At 58.5% G+C, this 18,730-nt stretch carries 17 protein-coding genes; 11 read left to right on the forward strand and 6 right to left on the reverse strand.

Annotated features, from left to right (window positions below):
• Nucleotides 1-112: 112 nt before the first annotated feature.
• From ACQKPC_RS05370 to ACQKPC_RS05390, 5 genes are all read right to left on the reverse strand, one after another.
• Nucleotides 113-1,210: a polyamine ABC transporter substrate-binding protein gene (locus tag ACQKPC_RS05370; protein ID WP_427623461.1), complete on the reverse strand. Its 1,098-nt coding sequence runs from the start codon at nucleotides 1,208-1,210 to the stop codon at nucleotides 113-115.
• Nucleotides 1,211-1,473: 263 nt separating this feature from the next.
• Nucleotides 1,474-2,358 carry an ABC transporter permease subunit gene (locus tag ACQKPC_RS05375; protein ID WP_427623462.1) on the reverse strand — a complete coding sequence of 295 codons (885 nt, stop codon included), beginning with the start codon at nucleotides 2,356-2,358 and terminating at the stop codon, nucleotides 1,474-1,476.
• A complete protein-coding gene (locus tag ACQKPC_RS05380) occupies nucleotides 2,355-3,236 on the reverse strand; it encodes an ABC transporter permease subunit (RefSeq protein ID WP_427623619.1) in 882 nt (293 codons plus the stop codon). Before ACQKPC_RS05380 ends, ACQKPC_RS05375 begins: the two co-directional genes overlap by 4 nt.
• 29 nt (nucleotides 3,237-3,265) lie before the next feature.
• Complete coding sequence (gene potA, locus ACQKPC_RS05385) at nucleotides 3,266-4,408, reverse strand: polyamine ABC transporter ATP-binding protein (RefSeq protein WP_008068177.1); 1,143 nt, start codon at nucleotides 4,406-4,408, stop codon at nucleotides 3,266-3,268.
• Between the two features lie 440 nt (nucleotides 4,409-4,848).
• Entirely contained in the window at nucleotides 4,849-5,610 is a 762-nt protein-coding gene (locus tag ACQKPC_RS05390) for a gamma-glutamyl-gamma-aminobutyrate hydrolase family protein (RefSeq protein ID WP_427623464.1), read from the reverse strand.
• A 280-nt stretch (nucleotides 5,611-5,890) separates the two neighbouring features.
• Here ACQKPC_RS05390 and ACQKPC_RS05395 point away from each other — a divergent pair, with 280 nt between their 5' ends.
• The 9 genes from ACQKPC_RS05395 to ACQKPC_RS05435 all read left to right on the forward strand — a co-directional run bounded on the left by ACQKPC_RS05395 (nucleotide 5,891) and on the right by ACQKPC_RS05435 (nucleotide 16,322).
• Nucleotides 5,891-7,267: a glutamine synthetase family protein gene (locus tag ACQKPC_RS05395; protein WP_192343521.1), complete on the forward strand. Its 1,377-nt coding sequence runs from the start codon at nucleotides 5,891-5,893 to the stop codon at nucleotides 7,265-7,267.
• 262 nt (nucleotides 7,268-7,529) lie between these two features.
• Nucleotides 7,530-9,020 (forward strand): aldehyde dehydrogenase, encoded by a 1,491-nt coding sequence (locus ACQKPC_RS05400; protein WP_427623465.1) that lies wholly within the window; start codon nucleotides 7,530-7,532, stop codon nucleotides 9,018-9,020.
• Between the two features lie 52 nt (nucleotides 9,021-9,072).
• Nucleotides 9,073-10,371 (forward strand): NAD(P)/FAD-dependent oxidoreductase, encoded by a 1,299-nt coding sequence (locus ACQKPC_RS05405; RefSeq protein WP_427623467.1) that lies wholly within the window; start codon nucleotides 9,073-9,075, stop codon nucleotides 10,369-10,371.
• Between the two features lie 441 nt (nucleotides 10,372-10,812).
• Nucleotides 10,813-11,361 carry a cupin domain-containing protein gene (locus tag ACQKPC_RS05410; RefSeq protein WP_427623468.1) on the forward strand — a complete coding sequence of 183 codons (549 nt, stop codon included), beginning with the start codon at nucleotides 10,813-10,815 and terminating at the stop codon, nucleotides 11,359-11,361.
• 115 nt (nucleotides 11,362-11,476) lie between these two features.
• Nucleotides 11,477-11,923, forward strand: coding sequence for an NUDIX hydrolase (locus ACQKPC_RS05415; protein ID WP_427623469.1), 447 nt, complete (start codon nucleotides 11,477-11,479; stop codon nucleotides 11,921-11,923).
• Nucleotides 11,924-12,174: 251 nt separating this feature from the next.
• Entirely contained in the window at nucleotides 12,175-12,642 is a 468-nt protein-coding gene (locus tag ACQKPC_RS05420) for a GNAT family N-acetyltransferase (RefSeq protein WP_427623470.1), read from the forward strand.
• Between the two features lie 180 nt (nucleotides 12,643-12,822).
• Nucleotides 12,823-13,818, forward strand: a complete 996-nt coding sequence (locus ACQKPC_RS05425) for an L-tyrosine/L-tryptophan isonitrile synthase family protein (RefSeq protein WP_427623471.1) — start codon at nucleotides 12,823-12,825, stop codon at nucleotides 13,816-13,818.
• Nucleotides 13,818-14,534, forward strand: coding sequence for an HAD family hydrolase (locus ACQKPC_RS05430; RefSeq protein WP_427623472.1), 717 nt, complete (start codon nucleotides 13,818-13,820; stop codon nucleotides 14,532-14,534). Before ACQKPC_RS05425 ends, ACQKPC_RS05430 begins: the two co-directional genes overlap by 1 nt.
• A 27-nt stretch (nucleotides 14,535-14,561) precedes the next feature.
• Nucleotides 14,562-16,322, forward strand: a complete 1,761-nt coding sequence (locus ACQKPC_RS05435; protein WP_427623473.1) for an isocyanide synthase family protein — start codon at nucleotides 14,562-14,564, stop codon at nucleotides 16,320-16,322.
• 281 nt (nucleotides 16,323-16,603) lie between these two features.
• Here the strand turns inward: ACQKPC_RS05435 and ACQKPC_RS05440 are convergent, their stop codons facing one another.
• Entirely contained in the window at nucleotides 16,604-16,897 is a 294-nt protein-coding gene (locus ACQKPC_RS05440) for a fructose-bisphosphate aldolase (protein WP_427623474.1), read from the reverse strand.
• Between the two features lie 586 nt (nucleotides 16,898-17,483).
• Here ACQKPC_RS05440 and ACQKPC_RS05445 point away from each other — a divergent pair.
• Nucleotides 17,484-17,873 (forward strand): hypothetical protein, encoded by a 390-nt coding sequence (locus ACQKPC_RS05445; protein WP_427623475.1) that lies wholly within the window; start codon nucleotides 17,484-17,486, stop codon nucleotides 17,871-17,873.
• Between the two features lie 15 nt (nucleotides 17,874-17,888).
• On the forward strand, nucleotides 17,889-18,311 hold the full coding sequence (locus tag ACQKPC_RS05450; protein ID WP_427623476.1) for an HD domain-containing protein: 423 nt from the start codon (nucleotides 17,889-17,891) through the stop codon (nucleotides 18,309-18,311).
• Nucleotides 18,312-18,730 lie beyond the last annotated feature (419 nt).

The raw sequence follows: 18,730 nt of genomic DNA on the forward strand, positions 1-18,730 counted from the left end.
CGCAGAGCGTGGGGACGATCAGATTGATGTTGGATGTGATGGCCTCTTCGCGAGCAAGCCCGCTCCCACATTTTGGTCCGTGGTAGTCAGATATTTTGTGTTCGATTTTTAATCACTTACCCAGCTTCACCCGCGTCCAGCCCCGGGTCATCACCCGCTGAATACCGATCGGCATATCTGGAATCGCATACAACGTCGCCATCACCGCTTGCGGCGGATACGAACCCGGGTCATCGCGAATGGCTTCATCCACCAATGGCGTGGCTGCTGCGTTGGCGTTGCTGTAGCCGATGTTGTTGGTGACTTCGGCGATGATGTCCGGGCGCATCAGGAAGTTCATGAACAGGTAGGCGTTGTCGACGTTGGCCGCGTCCCGTGGGATGGCAACCATGTCGTAAAAGCTGCCGGCGCCTTCTTTCGGGATGCTGTATTCGATCTTCACCTTGTCGCCAGCTTCCTTGGCACGGGCCTTGGCTTGCAGCACATCGCCGGAGTAACCGACCGCTACGCAGATGTTGCCGTTGGCCAGGTCGGAGATGTACTTCGACGAATGGAAATATGCCACCGACGGGCGAATCTTCATGAACAGCGCTTCGGCTTCGGCGATCTGCGCCTTGTCCTGAGCGTTCACCGGGTAGCCCAGATAGTGCAGGGCGGCCGGGAGCATTTCTGTCGGTGAATCAAGGAAGCTGATGCCGCAGGCTTTCAACTTCGCGGCGTTTTCCGGTTTGAACAGCAAGTCCCAGGAATTCACCGGCGCATCGGTGCCCAGCACTTCCTTGACCTTGGCGGGGTTGTAACCGATGCCGATCGAACCCCACATGTACGGGAAAGCGTGGCCATTGTCAGGGTCGCTGGCAGAGGCGTTTTTCAGCAGCACCGGGTTGAGGTTTTTCCAGTTCGGCAGCTTCGATTTGTCCAGCGGCTGATAGACGCCAGCCTTGATCTGCTTGGCCAGGAAACTGTTGGAGGGCACCACGATGTCGTAGCCGGATTTACCGGCCAGCAAGCGTGCCTCAAGGGTTTCATTACTGTCGAACACATCGTAGGTCACGCGAATGCCGGTCTCGTCTTCGAACTTCTTGACGGTGTCCGGGGCGATGTAATCCGACCAGTTGTAGACGCGCAATACCTTGTCATTGGCCTGGGCACCGGTAGCCATCGCGCCCAATAAGGACAGTGTCAGCAGAGTCCTGCCAAACATTTTCATTGGTACAACTCCATTTTCTTTTTTGTTCAAATACGCAAAGCAAAAGTGCAGTGAATACAAAAACTGTGACTAAGGGCTTGCTGTGGCGAGGGGGCTTGCCCCCGTTCGGCTGCGAAGCAGTCGTAAACCAGCGAATTCGGTGTGCTTGATACACCTCGGTTGCAGGTTTGGGGGCCGCTTCGCGACCCAACGGGGGCAAGCCCCCTCACCACAACAAGCCCCTCACCACAGGTTTTGTGTTCACTTCATTTAACTCAACAGCACTAAGCCGTCGCTTCGACCCGCTGTTTTTTCGGCTGCTGCCACGACTCGCTGGCGGTCTGGTCCATGGCTTCCTGGATCGCCCGCTTGCGAGTGGCTTCGGCCTTACGGCTGAAGTACCAGACCATGAACGTGACGATCGACACCGCCAGCAGAATCAGACTGGCCACGGCATTGATCTCAGGCTTCACGCCCAGGCGCACCGCCGAGAACACTTCCATCGGCAACGTCGTCGAGCCTGGGCCAGAGACGAAACTCGCCAACACCAGATCATCCAGCGACAAGGCAAACGACATCATGCCGCCCGCCGCCAGTGACGGTGCGATCATCGGGATGGTGATCAAAAAGAACACCTTGAACGGCCGCGCGCCCAGGTCCATGGCCGCTTCTTCAATCGACAGGTCCAGCTCACGCAAACGCGCTGAAACGACCACCGCCACATACGCTGCGCAGAACGTGGTGTGGGCGATCCAGATCGTGACAAGGCCACGTTCTTGCGGCCAGCCGATCAACTGCGCCATGGCCACGAACAGCAACAACAGCGACAGACCGGTGATCACTTCCGGCATCACCAACGGCGCCGTCACCAGACCACCAAACAGCGTACGGCCCTTGAAACGTGTCACACGGGTGAGCACGAAAGCGGCGAGGGTGCCCAGCGCCACGGCGGCAATCGCGGTGTAGCAGGCGATTTCCAGCGAGCGCACCACCGAGCCCATCAGTTGCGTGTTGTTGAGCAGGCCGACGTACCACTTCACCGACCAGCCGCCCCACACCGTCACCAGTTTCGAGGCGTTGAACGAGTAGATCACCAGAATCAGCATCGGCAGGTAGATAAACGACAGGCCGAAAATCAGCATGAACTTTGAAAATCCGAAGCGTTTCATCCCCGTCCCTCCATCTCTTTGGCCTGGCTGCGGTTGAACAGCAGAATCGGCACAATCAGAATCGCCAGCATCACCACCGCCAAGGCAGATGCCACCGGCCAGTCGCGGTTGTTGAAGAACTCTTGCCACAGCACCCGGCCGATCATCAGGGTCTCCGGGCCCCCCAACAGTTCCGGAATCACGAACTCACCGACCACCGGAATGAACACCAGCATGCACCCGGCTATGATCCCGTTCTTGGCCAGCGGCACGGTGATTTTCCAGAAGTTGTTGAAGTTGCTCGAACCCAGGTCCGACGCGGCTTCCAGCAAGCTCTGATCGTGTTTGACCAGGTTGGCGTACAGCGGCAACACCATGAATGGCAGGTAGGCATAGACCACGCCGATGTACACCGCCGTGTTGGTATTGAGGATCTCGATCGGCTGCGACGTGAGCCCGGTCCACATCAGGAACGCGTTGAGCAAACCGTTGTTGCTGAGAATGCCCATCCACGCATAGACGCGAATCAGGATCGCGGTCCAGGTCGGCATCATGATCAACAACAGCAGAACGTTCTGCGTTTCCTTGCTGGCCTTGGTGATCGCGTAGGCCATCGGAAAACCGATCACCAGGCACATCAGCGTGCTTAAAAACGCGACCTTCAACGAGCCGAAGTAAGCCGAGATGTACAACTCATCTTCGGTCAGCAGCGAGTAATTGCCGATGTTCAGCAGCAGCTGGAATTTCTGCTCGGCGAAGGTGTAAATCTCGGAGTAGGGAGGAATGGCCAGGGCCGCTTCCGAGAAGCTGATCTTCATCACCAGGAAGAACGGCAACAGGAAAAACAGGCACAGCCACAGGAACGGAATGCCGATGACCAGTTTGCGACCGCTGGGCACCAGGCGCAGGAACTGCTGATTGAAGGTTCTCATGAGCGCAGTACCACGCCGCTGTCGTCTTCCCACCACACGTAGACCTGATCGTCCCAGGTCGGGCGTGCGCCACGGCGTTCGGCGTTGGCCATAAACGACTGGACGATCTTGCCGCCGGGCAGTTCCACGTAAAACACCGAGTGGCCGCCGAGGTAGGCGATGTCATGCACCTTGCCTTCGGACCAGTTATAGCGAGTCTCGGGCTTGAGGGTGCTGACCAGCATTTTTTCCGGGCGGATCGCATAGGTGATCGACTTGTCCTGCACCGACGTGCTCACGCCGTGGCCGACGTAAATCTTCTGCGCAAGGTCCGGGCTGTGAATGATCGCGTGACCTTCCAGATCCTCGACCACGGTACCGTCGAAGGCATTCACGTTGCCGATGAATTCGCAGACCATGCGGCTGACCGGCGCTTCATAGATGTCGACCGGGCTGCCGATCTGGGCGATCCAGCCCAGGTGCATGATCGCGATGCGTTCGGCCATGGTCATGGCTTCTTCCTGATCGTGGGTCACCATCACGCAGGTGACGCCGACCCGCTCGATGATCTCCACCAATTCCAGTTGCATCTGCGAGCGCAGCTTTTTATCCAGCGCGCCCATCGGTTCGTCGAGCAGCAACAGCTTCGGCCGCTTGGCCAGAGAGCGGGCCAACGCCACGCGTTGACGTTGGCCGCCAGACAACTGATGCGGTTTGCGCTTGGCGTATTGGGTCATGTGCACCAGCCGCAGCATTTCTTCGACACGGGCGTCGATTTCGCTGGCGGGCAAACGGTCCTGCTTGAGGCCGAAGGCGATGTTCTGCGCCACCGTCATGTGCGGGAACAGCGCGTAGGACTGGAACATCATGTTGATCGGCCGTTCGTACGGCGGCATGTCGGTGATGTCGACACCGTCGAGCAGAATCCGCCCTTCGGTCGGGCGCTCGAAGCCGGCGAGCATGCGCAGCAGCGTCGATTTACCCGAACCTGAACCGCCGAGCAGGGCGAAGATTTCGCCTTGATGGATCTCCAGGGACACATCGTCCACGGCGGTGGTTTCGTCGAATTTCTTAGTGACGCGGTCGACTTTCACCAACACCTTTTTCGGTGCCTGGTGACCTTCAAGAGCCTTCCTGTAGATGCTGGAGGCGTTTGCCATATGAAACTCCCAACAGGTTTCAGTCGTCGGGCCAACGCGGCCTGACTTAGTAGTTGATTGCAAGCCCAAGCCGTGCGGTGCCAGTCATAACGCGACCCCCTTTAGGAGCGAGGCTTGTGTGGCGAGGGGGCTTGCCCCCGTTGGGGTGCGAAGCGCCCCTGAATCAGTCGCCGCGATCTTGAATCAGAAAGCGGTGACCGATTTACGATTGCTTCGCAATCGAACGGGGGCAAGCCCCCTCGCCACACAAGCCCGCTCCCACAAGGGGATTTGCATTTGAATCACTGGCCCGTACCGGCCGGGCTTATTCGGCACCGCCATCCTGGCTGCCTGGTCGTACTTGTTGTTATTGCGGTTCATCTATTACGTGAGCGACCGGCGCGCAAAGGCACGCCCGCCAGACTCACGGGGGCAGTTAAATCGTTGAATGCTTTTTGAAGTCAGCGCGTATTACGCAGCGCCGCCCGTTGCCGGCATGCGTCGCCAAACGCCTGGAAAATACTCAAGTAGGGGGGATTCGAAAGCACCTGCCATTCCGGGTGCCATTGCACGCCGACAGCGAAGGCCTTGCTGTGTTCGACCGAAATCGCCTCGATCAAACCATCCGGCGCGACAGCCTCAGCACGCAGACCGGGAGCGAGTCGGTCGATGCCCTGGCTGTGAATCGAATTCACCTGAAACACCTGCGGCAGGTCCAGCACTTCGAACACACCGCCCGGTTGCACATTCACCGCATGGGCCGGTGCGTACTGCACGGCCAAATCCGGATGATCCGCTTCCCGGTGATCGAGCATGCCGGGCAGTTCGTGCACCTTCTGATGCAGGCTGCCGCCGAACGCCACGTTCATTTCCTGAAAACCCCGGCAGATGCCGAGCACCGGAACACCGGCGGCGATGGCTGCGCGCAGTAAGGGCAGGGTGGTGGCGTCCCGTTGCGGATCGTGATCCGTACCGGGGGCACTGGCCGGGCCTTGATAGTGGAAGGGCTCCACATTCGACGGCGAGCCGGTCAGCAGCAGACCGTCGAGTTGCGCGAGCAGGTCATCGATTTCGGTCAGATCGCCTAAGGAAGGAATGACCACTGGCAACCCCAAAGCCGCGACGCTGACAGCACGCAAATACTTGTCGCCGCTGACGTGGTAGGGGTGCAGGCCAATCTGTTTGATGCACGCAGTAACGCCGATCAATGGCTTGAATGCCATTTTTATCACCTCGAAGTTTCACACTTGAACGAGCTTTTCCGGAGCTTAGCCTTGTTGATTTTAATTAACAACTCTCATGTAAAAAATTCTAAACGCTACACGTCCGATCTTCAGGGTTTACGCGGTTCGCAAGACTAATCTGGCACTCATGTGTCCAAAAAAGGCCAGAAAATAAAGGTTGAAAGGCCAAGTGTTCGCTATTGACTTCACTTTGCCTTTCGGATTGACTGGGCTCGTGAAAGGGTAGTGAACATAATAATTAACAGCTAATAGGTGCATCATGTCGGTCCCTCTGCGTGCCGTTCAACTCAACGAAGCAAACGCATTCCTTAAGAAATATCCTGAGGTTTTGTACGTCGACCTTCTGATTGCGGATATGAACGGTGTGGTGCGCGGCAAGCGCATCGAACGCACCAGTCTTCATAAGGTTTACGAAAAAGGCATTAACCTCCCGGCGTCACTGTTTGCTCTGGACATCAACGGTTCTACGGTGGAAAGCACCGGCCTGGGTCTGGACATCGGCGACTCGGATCGAATCTGCTTTCCCATCCCCAATACCCTCAGCATCGAACCCTGGCAGAAGCGCCCCACCGCGCAGCTGTTAATGACCATGCACGAACTTGAAGGCCAGCCATTCTTCGCTGACCCTCGCGAAGTGCTGCGTCAGGTGGTGAGCAAGTTCGATGACATGGGCCTGACCATTTGCGCAGCGTTCGAACTGGAGTTCTATCTGATCGACCAGGACAACGTGAACGGTCGTCCGCAGTCGCCACGCTCGCCGGTGTCCGGCAAACGTCCGCACTCGACCCAGGTGTATCTGATCGATGATCTGGACGAATACGTCGACTGCCTGCAAGACATCCTCGAAGGCGCGAAAGAGCAGGGCATTCCCGCTGACGCCATCGTCAAGGAAAGCGCCCCGGCGCAATTCGAAGTGAACCTGCATCACGTCAACGACCCTATAAAGGCCTGCGACTACGCTGTGTTGCTCAAACGTCTGGTGAAGAACATCGCCTACGACCACGAGATGGACACCACCTTCATGGCCAAGCCGTATCCGGGCCAGGCGGGCAATGGTTTGCACGTGCACATTTCGATTCTCGACAAAGAAGGCAACAACATCTTTGCCAGCGAGGATCCCGAGCAGAACGCCGCACTGCGTCACGCGATCGGCGGTGTGCTCGAGACCCTGCCGGCGCAGATGGCGTTCCTCTGCCCGAACGTCAACTCGTACCGCCGTTTCGGCGCGCAGTTCTACGTGCCGAACTCGCCAAGCTGGGGCATCGACAACCGTACCGTTGCGGTACGTGTGCCCACCGGTTCGGCGGATGCCGTGCGCATCGAGCACCGCGTAGCCGGCGCCGACGCCAACCCGTACTTGCTGATGGCGTCGGTACTGGCCGGTATTCACCACGGCCTGACCAACGAAATCGAACCTGGCGCCCCGGTCGAAGGCAACAGCTACGAGCAGAACGAGCAAAGCCTGCCAAACAACCTGCGCGATGCTTTGCGTGAGCTGGACGACAGCGAAGTCATGGCGCGCTACATCGACCCGCTGTACATCGACGTGTTCGTGGCGTGCAAGGAAAGCGAGCTGGCCGAGTTCGAAAACTCCATCTCCGACCTTGAGTACAACTGGTACTTGCATACGGTTTGATGAGCTAAATGGTGTACGCATTCTCTGCATACACCACCCATCAACTGTGGGAGCGACCTGTGGCGAGGGGGTTTGCCCCCGTTTGAGTGCGTAGCACTCACAAAGATCTTTGGTGCATCTGAGATTTTAGGGCTGCTTCGCAGCCCAACGGGGGCAAGCCCCCTCGCCACAGATCGCTCCCACAGGAAATCGTGGTTTTCTGATCGTTAATTGGTCGGCTTTAGTCCGGCGACTACATATTCCTCTGCGTAGAGTCACAACCATGACAAACACTCGCAGCGACTGGGAACAACGCTTCCAGTCCCTCACACTAGAAGGCCGCGCATTCATCGACGGCCAATACTGCCCGGCGCTCAGCGGCGACACCTTCGAGTGCATCAGCCCGGTCGACGGCCGCTTCCTGGCGAACATCGCCAGCACCGACGAAGCCGACGCCAATGCCGCCGTGCAGGTTGCACGCCGCACATTCGAATCCGGCATCTGGGCCAAACTGCCCCCGGCCGAGCGCAAGCGCGTCCTGATTCGTTTCGCTGATCTGATTCTGCAAAATCAGGAAGAACTGGCGCTGCTCGAAACCCTCGACATGGGCAAACCGATCAGCGATTCCATGGCCATCGACATCCCGGCGACCGCCAACGCGATCCGCTGGAGCGCCGAAGCCATCGATAAAATCTACGACGAAGTCGCCGCCACACCGCACGACCAACTCGGCCTCATCACCCGCGAACCGACAGGCGTGGTCGCCGCCATCGTGCCGTGGAATTTCCCGTTGATCATGGCCAGCTGGAAGTTCGCCCCGGCCCTGGCGGCAGGCAATTCGTTCATCCTCAAGCCTTCGGAAAAGTCACCACTGACGGCGATCCGCATCGCGCAGCTTGCTCTGGAGGCTGGCATCCCCAAAGGCGTGTTCAACGTCCTGCCAGGCTTCGGTCACACCGTCGGCAAGGCGCTGGCGTTGCACATGGACGTCGACGTGCTGGCCTTCACCGGCTCCACCGCGATTGCCAAGCAACTGCTGATCTACGCCGGGCAAAGCAACATGAAACGCGTCTGGCTGGAGGCGGGCGGCAAGAGCCCGAACGTGGTGTTCGCCGATGCGCCGGACTTGCGTGCGGCAGCACAAGCAGCCGCTGGTGCGATTGCCTTCAACCAGGGCGAAGTCTGCACCGCTGGCTCACGTCTGCTGGTGGAACGCTCGATTCGCGAGCAATTCATTCCGCTGCTGGTGGAAGCTCTGCAAGCCTGGAAACCAGGCCACGCCCTCGATCCTGAAACCACCGTCGGCGCGGTCGTCGATCAGCGCCAACTGGACAACGTGCTGCGCTACATCCAGATCGGCAAAGACCAGGGCGCGCAACTGATTGCCGGCGGCAATCGTACCCTCGCAGACACCGGTGGCCTGTACGTGGAACCGGCGATTTTCGACGGCGTGACCAACGCCATGACCATCGCCCGGGAAGAAATCTTCGGCCCGGTGCTGTCGCTGATCACCTTCGACACCGCTGAAGAAGCGCTGCAGATCGCCAACGACAGCATCTTCGGTCTGGCAGCCGGCGTATGGACCAGCAACCTCAGCAAGGCCCACAGCTTCGCCCGTGGTTTGCGCGCCGGCAGCGTCTGGGTCAACCAGTACGACGGCGGCGACATGACCGCGCCGTTCGGCGGGTTCAAGCAGTCGGGTAACGGTCGGGACAAATCGCTGCACGCGTTCGACAAATACACCGAACTCAAAGCGACCTGGATCAAGCTCTAACACCTTTACAGCGGCGGTCGCAGGCGAGCGTTTGCGGCCATCGGAGAAACCTATGAAACAAGACTCTGTTAAACAAAAGCATGTAAACAGCTACTACGCCGCCACCCGCAACTTCACCGGTGACTTCCCGGTGCTGGAACAAGCAGTGGACTGCGACGTCTGCGTGATCGGCGCCGGCTACACCGGTTTGTCCTCGGCGCTGTTCCTCAGCGAAGCGGGTTACAGCGTGACCGTACTGGAAGCCGCCAAAGTCGGCTTCGGCGCCAGCGGTCGCAACGGCGGCCAACTGGTCAATTCGTATAGCCGCGACGTCGATGTCATTGAAGAGCGTTACGGCGACAAAACCGCCGAAGTGCTCGGCAGCATGATCTTTGAAGGCGCCGATATCATCCGTTCGCGCATCAAAGAGTACGACATCAAATGCGACTACCGCCCCGGCGGCATCTTCGCGGCGCTGAACAAAAAGCAACTCAACGGCCTGGCCGAGCAAAAGAGCAGTTGGGAGCGCTATGGCAACAAGAATCTGAGAATGCTCGACGCCGCTGACATCAAGCGCGAAGTGGGTTGCGACAACTACGTCGGCGGCCTGCTCGACATGCAGGGCGGCCACATCCACCCGCTGAACCTGGCCCTCGGCGAAGCCGCCGCGATCATCAGCCTGGGCGGCAAAATTTACGAACAATCCGCCGCCGTGGAAATCACCTACGGCGAGCCGATTACCGTGCGCACCGCCAAAGGCGTGGTGCGGGCCAAGTACCTGCTGATCGCCGGCAACGCCTATCTGCCTCAAGACCTCGACAACCGCGTCACGCGCAAAAGCATGCCGTGCGGTTCGCAAATCGTCGTCACTGAGCCGCTGTCCGAAAAAGTCGCCCGCAGCCTGATCACCAACAACTACTGCGTCGAAGACTGCAACTACCTGCTCGACTACTACCGCCTCACCGCCGACAACCGCCTGCTGTACGGTGGCGGCGTGGTCTACGGCGCCCGCGAGCCGGACGACATCGAGCAACTGATCAAACCAAAAATCCTCAAGACTTTCCCGCAACTCAAGGACGTGAAAATCGACTACCGCTGGACCGGCAACTTCCTGCTGACCATGTCCCGCATGCCGCAATTCGGCCGCATCGAGAAAAATGCCTACTACATGCAAGGCTACAGCGGTCACGGCGTCACCTGCTCGCACCTGGCCGGCAAACTCATCTCGGAAATGATCCGCGGCGACGCCGAACGCTTCGACGCCTTCGCCTCCCTGCCGCACATGCCCATGCTCGGCGGCCGCACCTTCCAGGCCCCGCTCACCGCCATGGGCGCCGCGTATTACGCGCTGCGCGACCGGTTTGGTATCTAAGCCAGACGCAATCCCTGTAGGAGCCGAGCTTGCTCGCGAAGGCGGCCGCACAGTCAGCATCTCTGTCGACTGACACTCCGCCATCGCGAGCAGGCTCGCTCCCACAAGGGAACTGACGACATACACAAATTTTGCGAACAACACCGACCACTGTGGGAGCGAGCCTGCTCGCGATGAGGCCCTATCAGCCGCCATCAATGCTGCCTGACACACCGCCATCGCGAGCACCCCGCCCCCACAATTCCCGCACCTGACCGACCGGCATCAGGGGCCCGCCGGCTTTTTTCATAGCCGTTTATCGAACCTGCTGAGCAACACCAACAAACGTGATTTAATACCCGCCTTCCACGGTTCCGGGACGGGAAACGGCGTGATCCGCGGCCACCAGTCGCCCGCCACCCACCCCCATTACCCCTTAAGTATTCTTCGCATAAGGCTGTCATGGACACGGGCTCACGACTCAAATTAGTACGCGAAAGCTACAAACTGTCCCAGCGCGAGCTGGCCCGGCGTAGCGGCGTCACCAATGCCACCATCTCCCTGATCGAACAGAATCGCGTCAGTCCCTCCGTCAGCTCCCTGAAAAAACTGCTCGAAGGCATCCCCATGTCCTTGGCGGACTTCTTCACCTTCGACCAACCGCCCCGCGAGCACCAATACGTGTTCCGCGCCAATGAACAGCCGGATCTCGGGCGTCATGGGCTGCGGTTGTTGCTGATCGGCGCTTCGGTACCGAGTCGGCAGATGCGCTTGTTGCGGGAGCAGTACGCGCCTGGGGCGAGTTCGGGGGAAGAACCCATCGTGCATGCTGAAGGGGAGGAGTGTGGGCTTGTAACCCGTGGCACGGTTGAGCTGACCGTGGATGGGCAGATCAGTGTGCTCAACGCTGGCGACGGCTATTACTTCCCGACAACGCTGCCTCACAAGTTTCGCAATATCGGCCAGGATGAAGCTGAAATCATCAGCGCCAACACTCCAGCCAACTTCTGATATCAAAACGGACACTACCCTGTAGCAGCTGCCGAAGGCTGCGTCCGCGGTCACTACCCATGCCAAATGGAAGCACCTGCTACAGGGTTTGATCAAAGCAAATGGGCTTCACCTAATGACCGCACACCGCATCCGCCCTCTTGCACTCTGCATCTTCCATCACGATGGCAAGATACTGGTCAACGAAGCGTACGACCCCGTTACTGGAAAGCCATTCATGCGCCCAATCGGTGGCGGAATCGAGTTTGGCGAGACCAGCGCCCAAGCCGTAATACGTGAAGTCGATGAAGAACTCGGTTTATCCATCACCGATGTTCGCCTGCTCGGCACGCTCGAAAACATCTTCACGTATGCCGGCACGCCCGGGCACGAAATCGTGCAGGTCTACGATGCAAAATTCGTGGATACCAGCGTCTATGAACGGCCCCACTTGAACGCTCAAGAAAGCGATGGTGCTGCCTTTATTGCGAAGTGGCTGCCGCTCGACAGTATTACTGGCGATACGCCGCTGGTTCCTGTTGGGCTGTACGAGCTACTGAAGAAGGTCGCGCTGCTGGACTGATTTCCGTCATCCAGTACGGCCGGATGACTCTCACATTTACTTCCCCCTCAAAATTGACAACCCGGATCATCCAAAACACTATCGACCCATGACCTGCATCCCCCGCATGAACATGATGTGCTCCTCCATGACCGCCTCTGGCGGGCCGTGAGGTCACGCGTTCACAGGATTTGACGTAGTTACCCAAGGCCCCGCCAGAAATGGACGGGGCTTTTTAGTTCTCCGTCTACCGATTGCCAATGGAGAATGAAATGTTTGAGATTAGACGCGCCACGCACAGCGATGCCCAAACGGCGTTCGACATTCGCCTTCAAGCGATACGGCATCAATGCGTCGGTGCCTATACCACGGAGCAAATGCTGGCCTGGACGGCAGGAGCGGCCAAGGACGGGTATAGCGACCTGATGAATAAACACTTTTATCTGGGCTGTATTCAGGGTGAGCCGGTGGCGACAGGAATGCTTGATCTGGAGAAGAGTGAAATCGGCGCACTCTTTGTGCTCCCGAGCTTCATGCAACGTGGCATTGGCTTGAGAGTCTTGGACTACCTTGAATGCCTGGCGCGGAATTTGGGGCTGAGGGAAGTCAATCTGGACGCCACTTTAAACGCCGCTGATTTTTACCGGCGCTGCGGTTTCGTTGGTCACGAACCAGCTATTTACCATTCGCCCTCCGGGCTTCAGCTGGCTTGTGTGCCGATGGTGAAAGCACTTTTGTAGGCTTGGCATTGGTTGATAGCTTCACCGGCGGCAGACCCGGAGGGGCTCGTGCAGCCCGCAATATTCCTGATTGCCACGATTGACAGTCGTAACGACTTGTAGGAATTTAGCCGCCCGCAGGTAAGGAATATCTGCTGACGGTCAAAAAATGGCCGTTATTCACCACACAAGGGATTGTCTATGCAGGGTTCAAACACCGTTGCTCAACAGGTGTGCGGTCAGCTGGTGCTCGAGCGTCAGAACAACGCGCACATGAACATTGCCCAGCAAATTCTCGAATGCCTGTTTCGACGTCGTAGCCTTGCCCCGGGGCAGGATCACGAGCTTTCGTTGCAGGTGCTGGAACCCCATCTGACCAGGGTCATGCAAGCAGTCGAGAGCGGTCGCAAGGTCGAAATGGTCTTGCCGGCCTTTCCCGGCAAGTCGCCCAGCCGCAAGAAAACCCTCAGCCATCTGCCCGATCTTGCCGAACATCATGCCATCGACGAGTTACATCGCCTGTGCAATGAGATCCAGCAGATCTACGCACTAGGGGCGCTGATTCATATCTGCTCCGATGGCTATGTGTTCTCTGACCTGGTGCATGTTCCCGATGCGGACGTCAAAGCCTACACCGACGCTATCCAGGACTACGCCGAACAGCACTATCCCGGCACGTTCGCCCATTTCGATCTCCGGGATGCCTATCCTCCGCTTGATTGTCTGGACGCCATGCGTGAGGAGATGATGATCGAGCACGGCCAGTCCTTGGTCTTGTTGCAGCAGCGTTTCAAGGATGAGCCGCACATGATGTTGATGTACTGCGGTATCCATCGCTTCCTTTCCGAGGATTACTCGGGGCTCAAGGTATTCGCCGGCATGAGCCTTAATGCGGTGAAGAAAATCGCCAAACCGGCCTCGCAGCGGGTGATCCAGCGCAGTGAAGCCTGGAGTGCGCTGTTACAGGCGCGCTACCCGCATTGCCTGCGCCTGTCGATTCACCCGCAACTGGCGGTGTCGACGAAAATCGGTATCCGGTTGGTGCCAACCAGCGACCTGTGGCGCACACCCTGGCATTCGGTGGCTATCAAGCGACGGGGTGTGGTCACCCTCGAAAAACGCAGCAATGTCGATGAGCGTTACCACCGCTTGGTGTTCCGCAAGGGGCGTCCTTGTCACTACGCCAGTGCTCAATAATGGCGTCTCGGTTGCGGGTCGAAGCCGTACTCTTCGATTTGGATGGGACCCTGGTCGACACCTTGCCTGACATCACCTGGTGCCTGAACCAGGTGTTGCTCGAACACGGTTGCCCGGCGCAGACAGCGGAGACGGTGCGGGGTTATATCGGCGGTGGGGTCACAGCGATGATCGAGCAGGTCGCCACGGGGTTTGGCATTGCCGATGCGGCCGCGCTGCACCAGCGTTATGTGGCGCTGTATCAAAACAACCTTGTTCAATTTTCCCGGCCCTTCAGCGGTGTGCTTGCCTTGCTTGAAGGTTGTCGCCAGTTACAAGTGCCGCTGGCAATCGTGACCAACAAGACCGAGGAAATGGCCCGGCAAGTAGCCGATGCGCTGCTTCCGCAGAATGCCTTCGGGACGATTCTGGGGCACCGCACGGGCAGGGCGCTCAAACCTCAGCCGGAGGTGGCATGGGAAGCCGCCCGACGGTTGTCGGTTGATCCGCAACACTGCTTGTTCGTCGGTGACACCGAGATCGATTTGAAGACCGCCCGTGCTGCAGGCATGTACTCGGCGGCGGTCACCTGGGGCTATGGTCTGACACCTGACTTGCAGGCGCTGGCCCCGAACTTCTGCTGCGAACAGCCGGCCGGATTGCTGCGCATTCTGCAGCAAGTCTGCGGTACGGCGCATGCATTCACCGAGCATGGCGACACCGTTAAATCCTATTGATACACACATTCTCAAGGAAGTTGTTCTATGGAACATAGAGACGCATGGATCGCTGCCGTCAGCGATTTGCTCGCGGGTTATCTGCTCAAAGGCACGGATGATTGTTTCGACACACAAGGCAGAGCGCATCTCACGCTACGTTTGGGGCATTGCTTCGATCAGCGCCTGCCGGTACGTCTGGTACTGCCAGGCTTTCCCTGCAAGTCGCCAAACGCCACTGACCAGACATTCGGCGTGTTGCCGGACTACGGCGAGGTCATCGCCATCGAGCGCCTCGACCAGCTCGGCCAAGCCATCGCCGCGCTGCACGCACCGGGTTGTGTGGTCTCGATCCTCAGTGACGGAACGACCTTCAACGACATCGTCGGGGTGGCCGACGACGTTCGCGAGACCTACAACCGGGCTTTGCGTGAACTGTGCACCACCCATACGATTCAGTGGATCAGCATGGAAGACCTGTTCCCTCAGGCTCAAAGTGCCGAGTCGGTTCGCGCCAGCCTGATCAAGCAGGCCCGTCTGCCCTGGAAAAACCTTGGGGATCTGATCGAGCAGAGCCGGCACGATGAATCCCTCAGCCAGGCGCATGACCACCTCTGCAGTCACCTCTACAACGACCTGCGTCTGTGCCGTGAAGAGGGGCAGAGCGAGGACGAGTATCTGCAGCAAATCAACTTCAAAGCCTACCAAATGATGTTTCGCGGGCAGACATTGAATGCGGCAGTGGATCGTTTCTTCGGCGATGACATTCGCTTGTCGGTCCATCAATACAGCAATGCCGGGCCCAAATTCACCTTCGGCCTGGCCGAAGGGCTGACCCGTGTCGACAGCCCCTGGCACGCCGTACCGGTGTGCAACCTCGATGGCAGCCAAACCCTTCGCGCCCGCGCCCAGGTCGACCTCGACCACCATGTGCTGGTCACCTGGCAAGGTCGCCCGTGGCTCTACCACCAAACAGAAAACCCGCAGGCCAAAGGCTTCGAATACGAACTGCAAAAACTGCCGCTGTTTGGCCTGGTGGTGCGAGACCCGTTGGGGTTGGGTTTCGAACGACTGTCCACGGGCCTGCTGGAAGCACTGGTGGAAACCTTCGGTTTCGTCTGCCTCAAGGGCTGCCGCTTCGACGACCAGGACAGTTTTGCTCGCAGCTGCGAACGCTTTGGCACGCTGTACGAATGGGCCTTCGGCGCCGTGCACGTGGTCAAGCCTGCGGACAAACCCCAAGGCGTGGTGCACTCGCTGGAGAAAACACCGTTGCACTGGGACCTGAACATGCTGCCCGACAGCGACGCACAGGTTCAGCGCAACCCGAAATTCTGCGCCAGCAAATTCATGCTGTATTGCAAGACCGCGCCGCAGCCGGGCGAGGGCCAGACCACCATCGTCGACAGCCGAAACGTACTGCGCAAAGTCGGGCAGCAAGTCGCCCGACAATGGCAGGACGTGAACATCACCTACTACACCAAAATGACCTACTTCGGTGGCTCCCCGCGCATGTACAGCCTGGTGGATCATCACCCCCGCAGCGGCGAACTCATCCTGCGTTACCAAGAGGGCACCGACTCGACATTGCAGACCCTGAGCCAGGCTGTGCAGGACCATGATGAAGAGGCTCAACAGGCGCTGCTCGAACAGGTCAACTCGCTGGTTTATGACCCGGAGTGCCTGATTGCCCATCAATGGAGTGAGGGTGATCTGGTGCTGATCGACAACTATCGGACGCTGCATGGGCGGTTGCCGATGTCGGCGGGTTCTTCGTCGCGGGAGTTGTGGCGGGTGCAGGTTTACTAAGCGATGGCGTCTGGGAGGCCCTGGGGACAGGGCCTTTCTTCGAGAGCTTTTCTCATCACTGCGCGATGAAGTTGCGAATCGAGAAAAATCGCTGGCATTGCATCAGCATCACACCAAGTTGGCCCAATACTCACATCTACCTCGACGCAGATGGCAACATTGATATGCGAAAAGGAAGTGGCACTGACACTGATCGCTTGAGGTCGTGCGAATGGGATCTAGCGAAGCCATAGTCGTAAAAAACCCGCAAAAACGCGGGTTTTTTTACGGCTCAAATAGGGTCACTGCCCCTTAGGCGCATCAAACCCACGCTGCTCAATCACCCGAAACACATCACTCACATCCTGGACCATGATCCGGGCGATGTTGGTGACGGTGTTGATGTCGTGCTCGGCGTAGTCCGGCAGGCTGGTGCAGGCCATGAGGTTGAGGTATTTGAGGACGGCGTTGAGGCGTTCGCTGAGGCAGTTGTGGAGTTCGCGCAGTGGGGCGTCGGCGTCGATGAGGAGGACGGGGTGGTCGGTGGCGAAATGGGACATTGGGGTGTAGTGGCGGAGCGGGTGTTGAGTTGTCATGGTGTTAATCCTAATAAAAGTAGAATTGCCACCGTTCTGCTGCGAAACAAAATGGGTGGCAGCTATGCGCGGGTTCGCAGACCGGATTAACACCAAGACCCGGCAGACCCGAAGGTCTCCCACGCACAACCGCCATAAAACGATACGCAGCCGGGAGTCGGCCGTGTCTGACGGAACAAGGTGTCAATCTTAAGGGCTGCGAAACCCTATCGCCAACTGCGGTCAGCGACAGACCCACTCTAGGCAGCGATTTCGGTAGCCGCAACCGGGCTGTAGGACCACACGGGGTCACTGTGGCGAGGGGGCTTGCCCCCGTTCGGTGGCGCAGCCGCCGCAAAACCGGGCATTGCGGTGTGTCTGAGGAAACGGGCTAGCAGGGTTTGGGGCTGCTTCGCAGCCCAACGGGGGCAAGCCCCCTCGCCACAAAGGGCAGATTCCTACATGTTTTTCAGACTTCAAAATCCTGGCCGCGCCTTCATCAAACGATCAAGCGCGGGATTTTCGGTGGTGAGTACGCTTGCTTCCGTTCAGCGCCGCCACCGTCGTAGACTGAAAGCCAACGGCAAATCAAGGATGGAACACGCCCATGATCGAAATCGGTAGCCGCAACAACGCCCCCACGCCACAGCACAAAACCCAGGACATTTATCTCTTTCACATCGACCTTTCCCGCCCGGATATGCCTTTTTGTTTCGAACAGTCCATCGGTGGCGGTCATTGCGAGCAGGGCGGGGCGGTGTGGTTGGCGGTGTCGGCGCTTGAAGCCTGGCCGGGTGAATGGCGTCTGCATTTGCAGAAGGCTGGTTGTGGCTGGGTCGCTGAAGTGGTGGATGGTCATCCGGGCGTCGATCAGGCGACGCTGGTGTCGATGATTCTCGAACGCCACGCTGAGGGCGCCAAGCCTGTGGGGCGGTGGCAAGCGATTGCAGGCTGGTTCCAGCGCAACATTCATGTCGCCGGCCGTTACGGCGTTTAACCCGAGGAGAATCCCATGACCCAGACACTGGAACGCGCCATTGCCATCGCCGCGGCGGCGCACGAGGGGCAGGTGGACAAGGGCGGCGCGCCTTACATCCTGCATCCGCTGAGAGTCATGCTGCGGGTGAACACGCTGGAAGAGCGCATCGTCGCGGTGCTGCATGACGTGGTCGAAGACTGCGGCATCAGCTTCGACGATCTGCGTAACGAAGGTTTTAGCGAAACGGTGCTGATGGCGATTGCGTCGGTGACCAAGGTGCCGGGCGAATCCTACGAGGCGTTTATCGAGCGCGTGGCGCAGAACCCGATCGGGCGGGTGGTGAAACTGGCGGATCTGGAAGAGAACAGCGACTTGTCGCGGATTGCCCAGCCGTCCTGGGAGGATCTGGAGCGCGTTGAGAAGTATCGGCGGGCGATCGGGGTGTTGCGGTCGTAGTGAGTGTTGGTAACGTGTTGCCGGCGTGAGTGCTACGCCGTCCGGCGCTATTGTCTCTCCTGCGGTGAGTGCGGGTTCTGTGCAGCGTGCTTTGATCCCGCCAAGGCGGTTTATTAAATTAGCGGTGGTTTGGGAGCTTTAAGATCAAAAGATCGCAGCCTTCGGCAGCTCCTACAGGAGATCGCGTCCTGATTTGATCTCTAAGCGCGCCATTATTATTTTTCAATCCTCCCACTGTTCTCTTGGAAAAGAATCGGTCTAAAAACCCCGACCCAGGCCTCGAACGATTTGCTATTCTGAAGCTGTAGGTGAAGACGCAGACTGATGCGCAAAGGGATAGCGAGGAAGCGTGGGGCGCGCTCCCAAGGGTACACGGTTAGAAAGATCTCCGCGCTGAGATCCAGCCCTTATGCCGTGTG

It is taken from the genome of Pseudomonas sp. NPDC089918 (assembly GCF_050280605.1).
In the GTDB taxonomy this organism is placed as follows: Bacteria; Pseudomonadota; Gammaproteobacteria; order Pseudomonadales; family Pseudomonadaceae; genus Aquipseudomonas.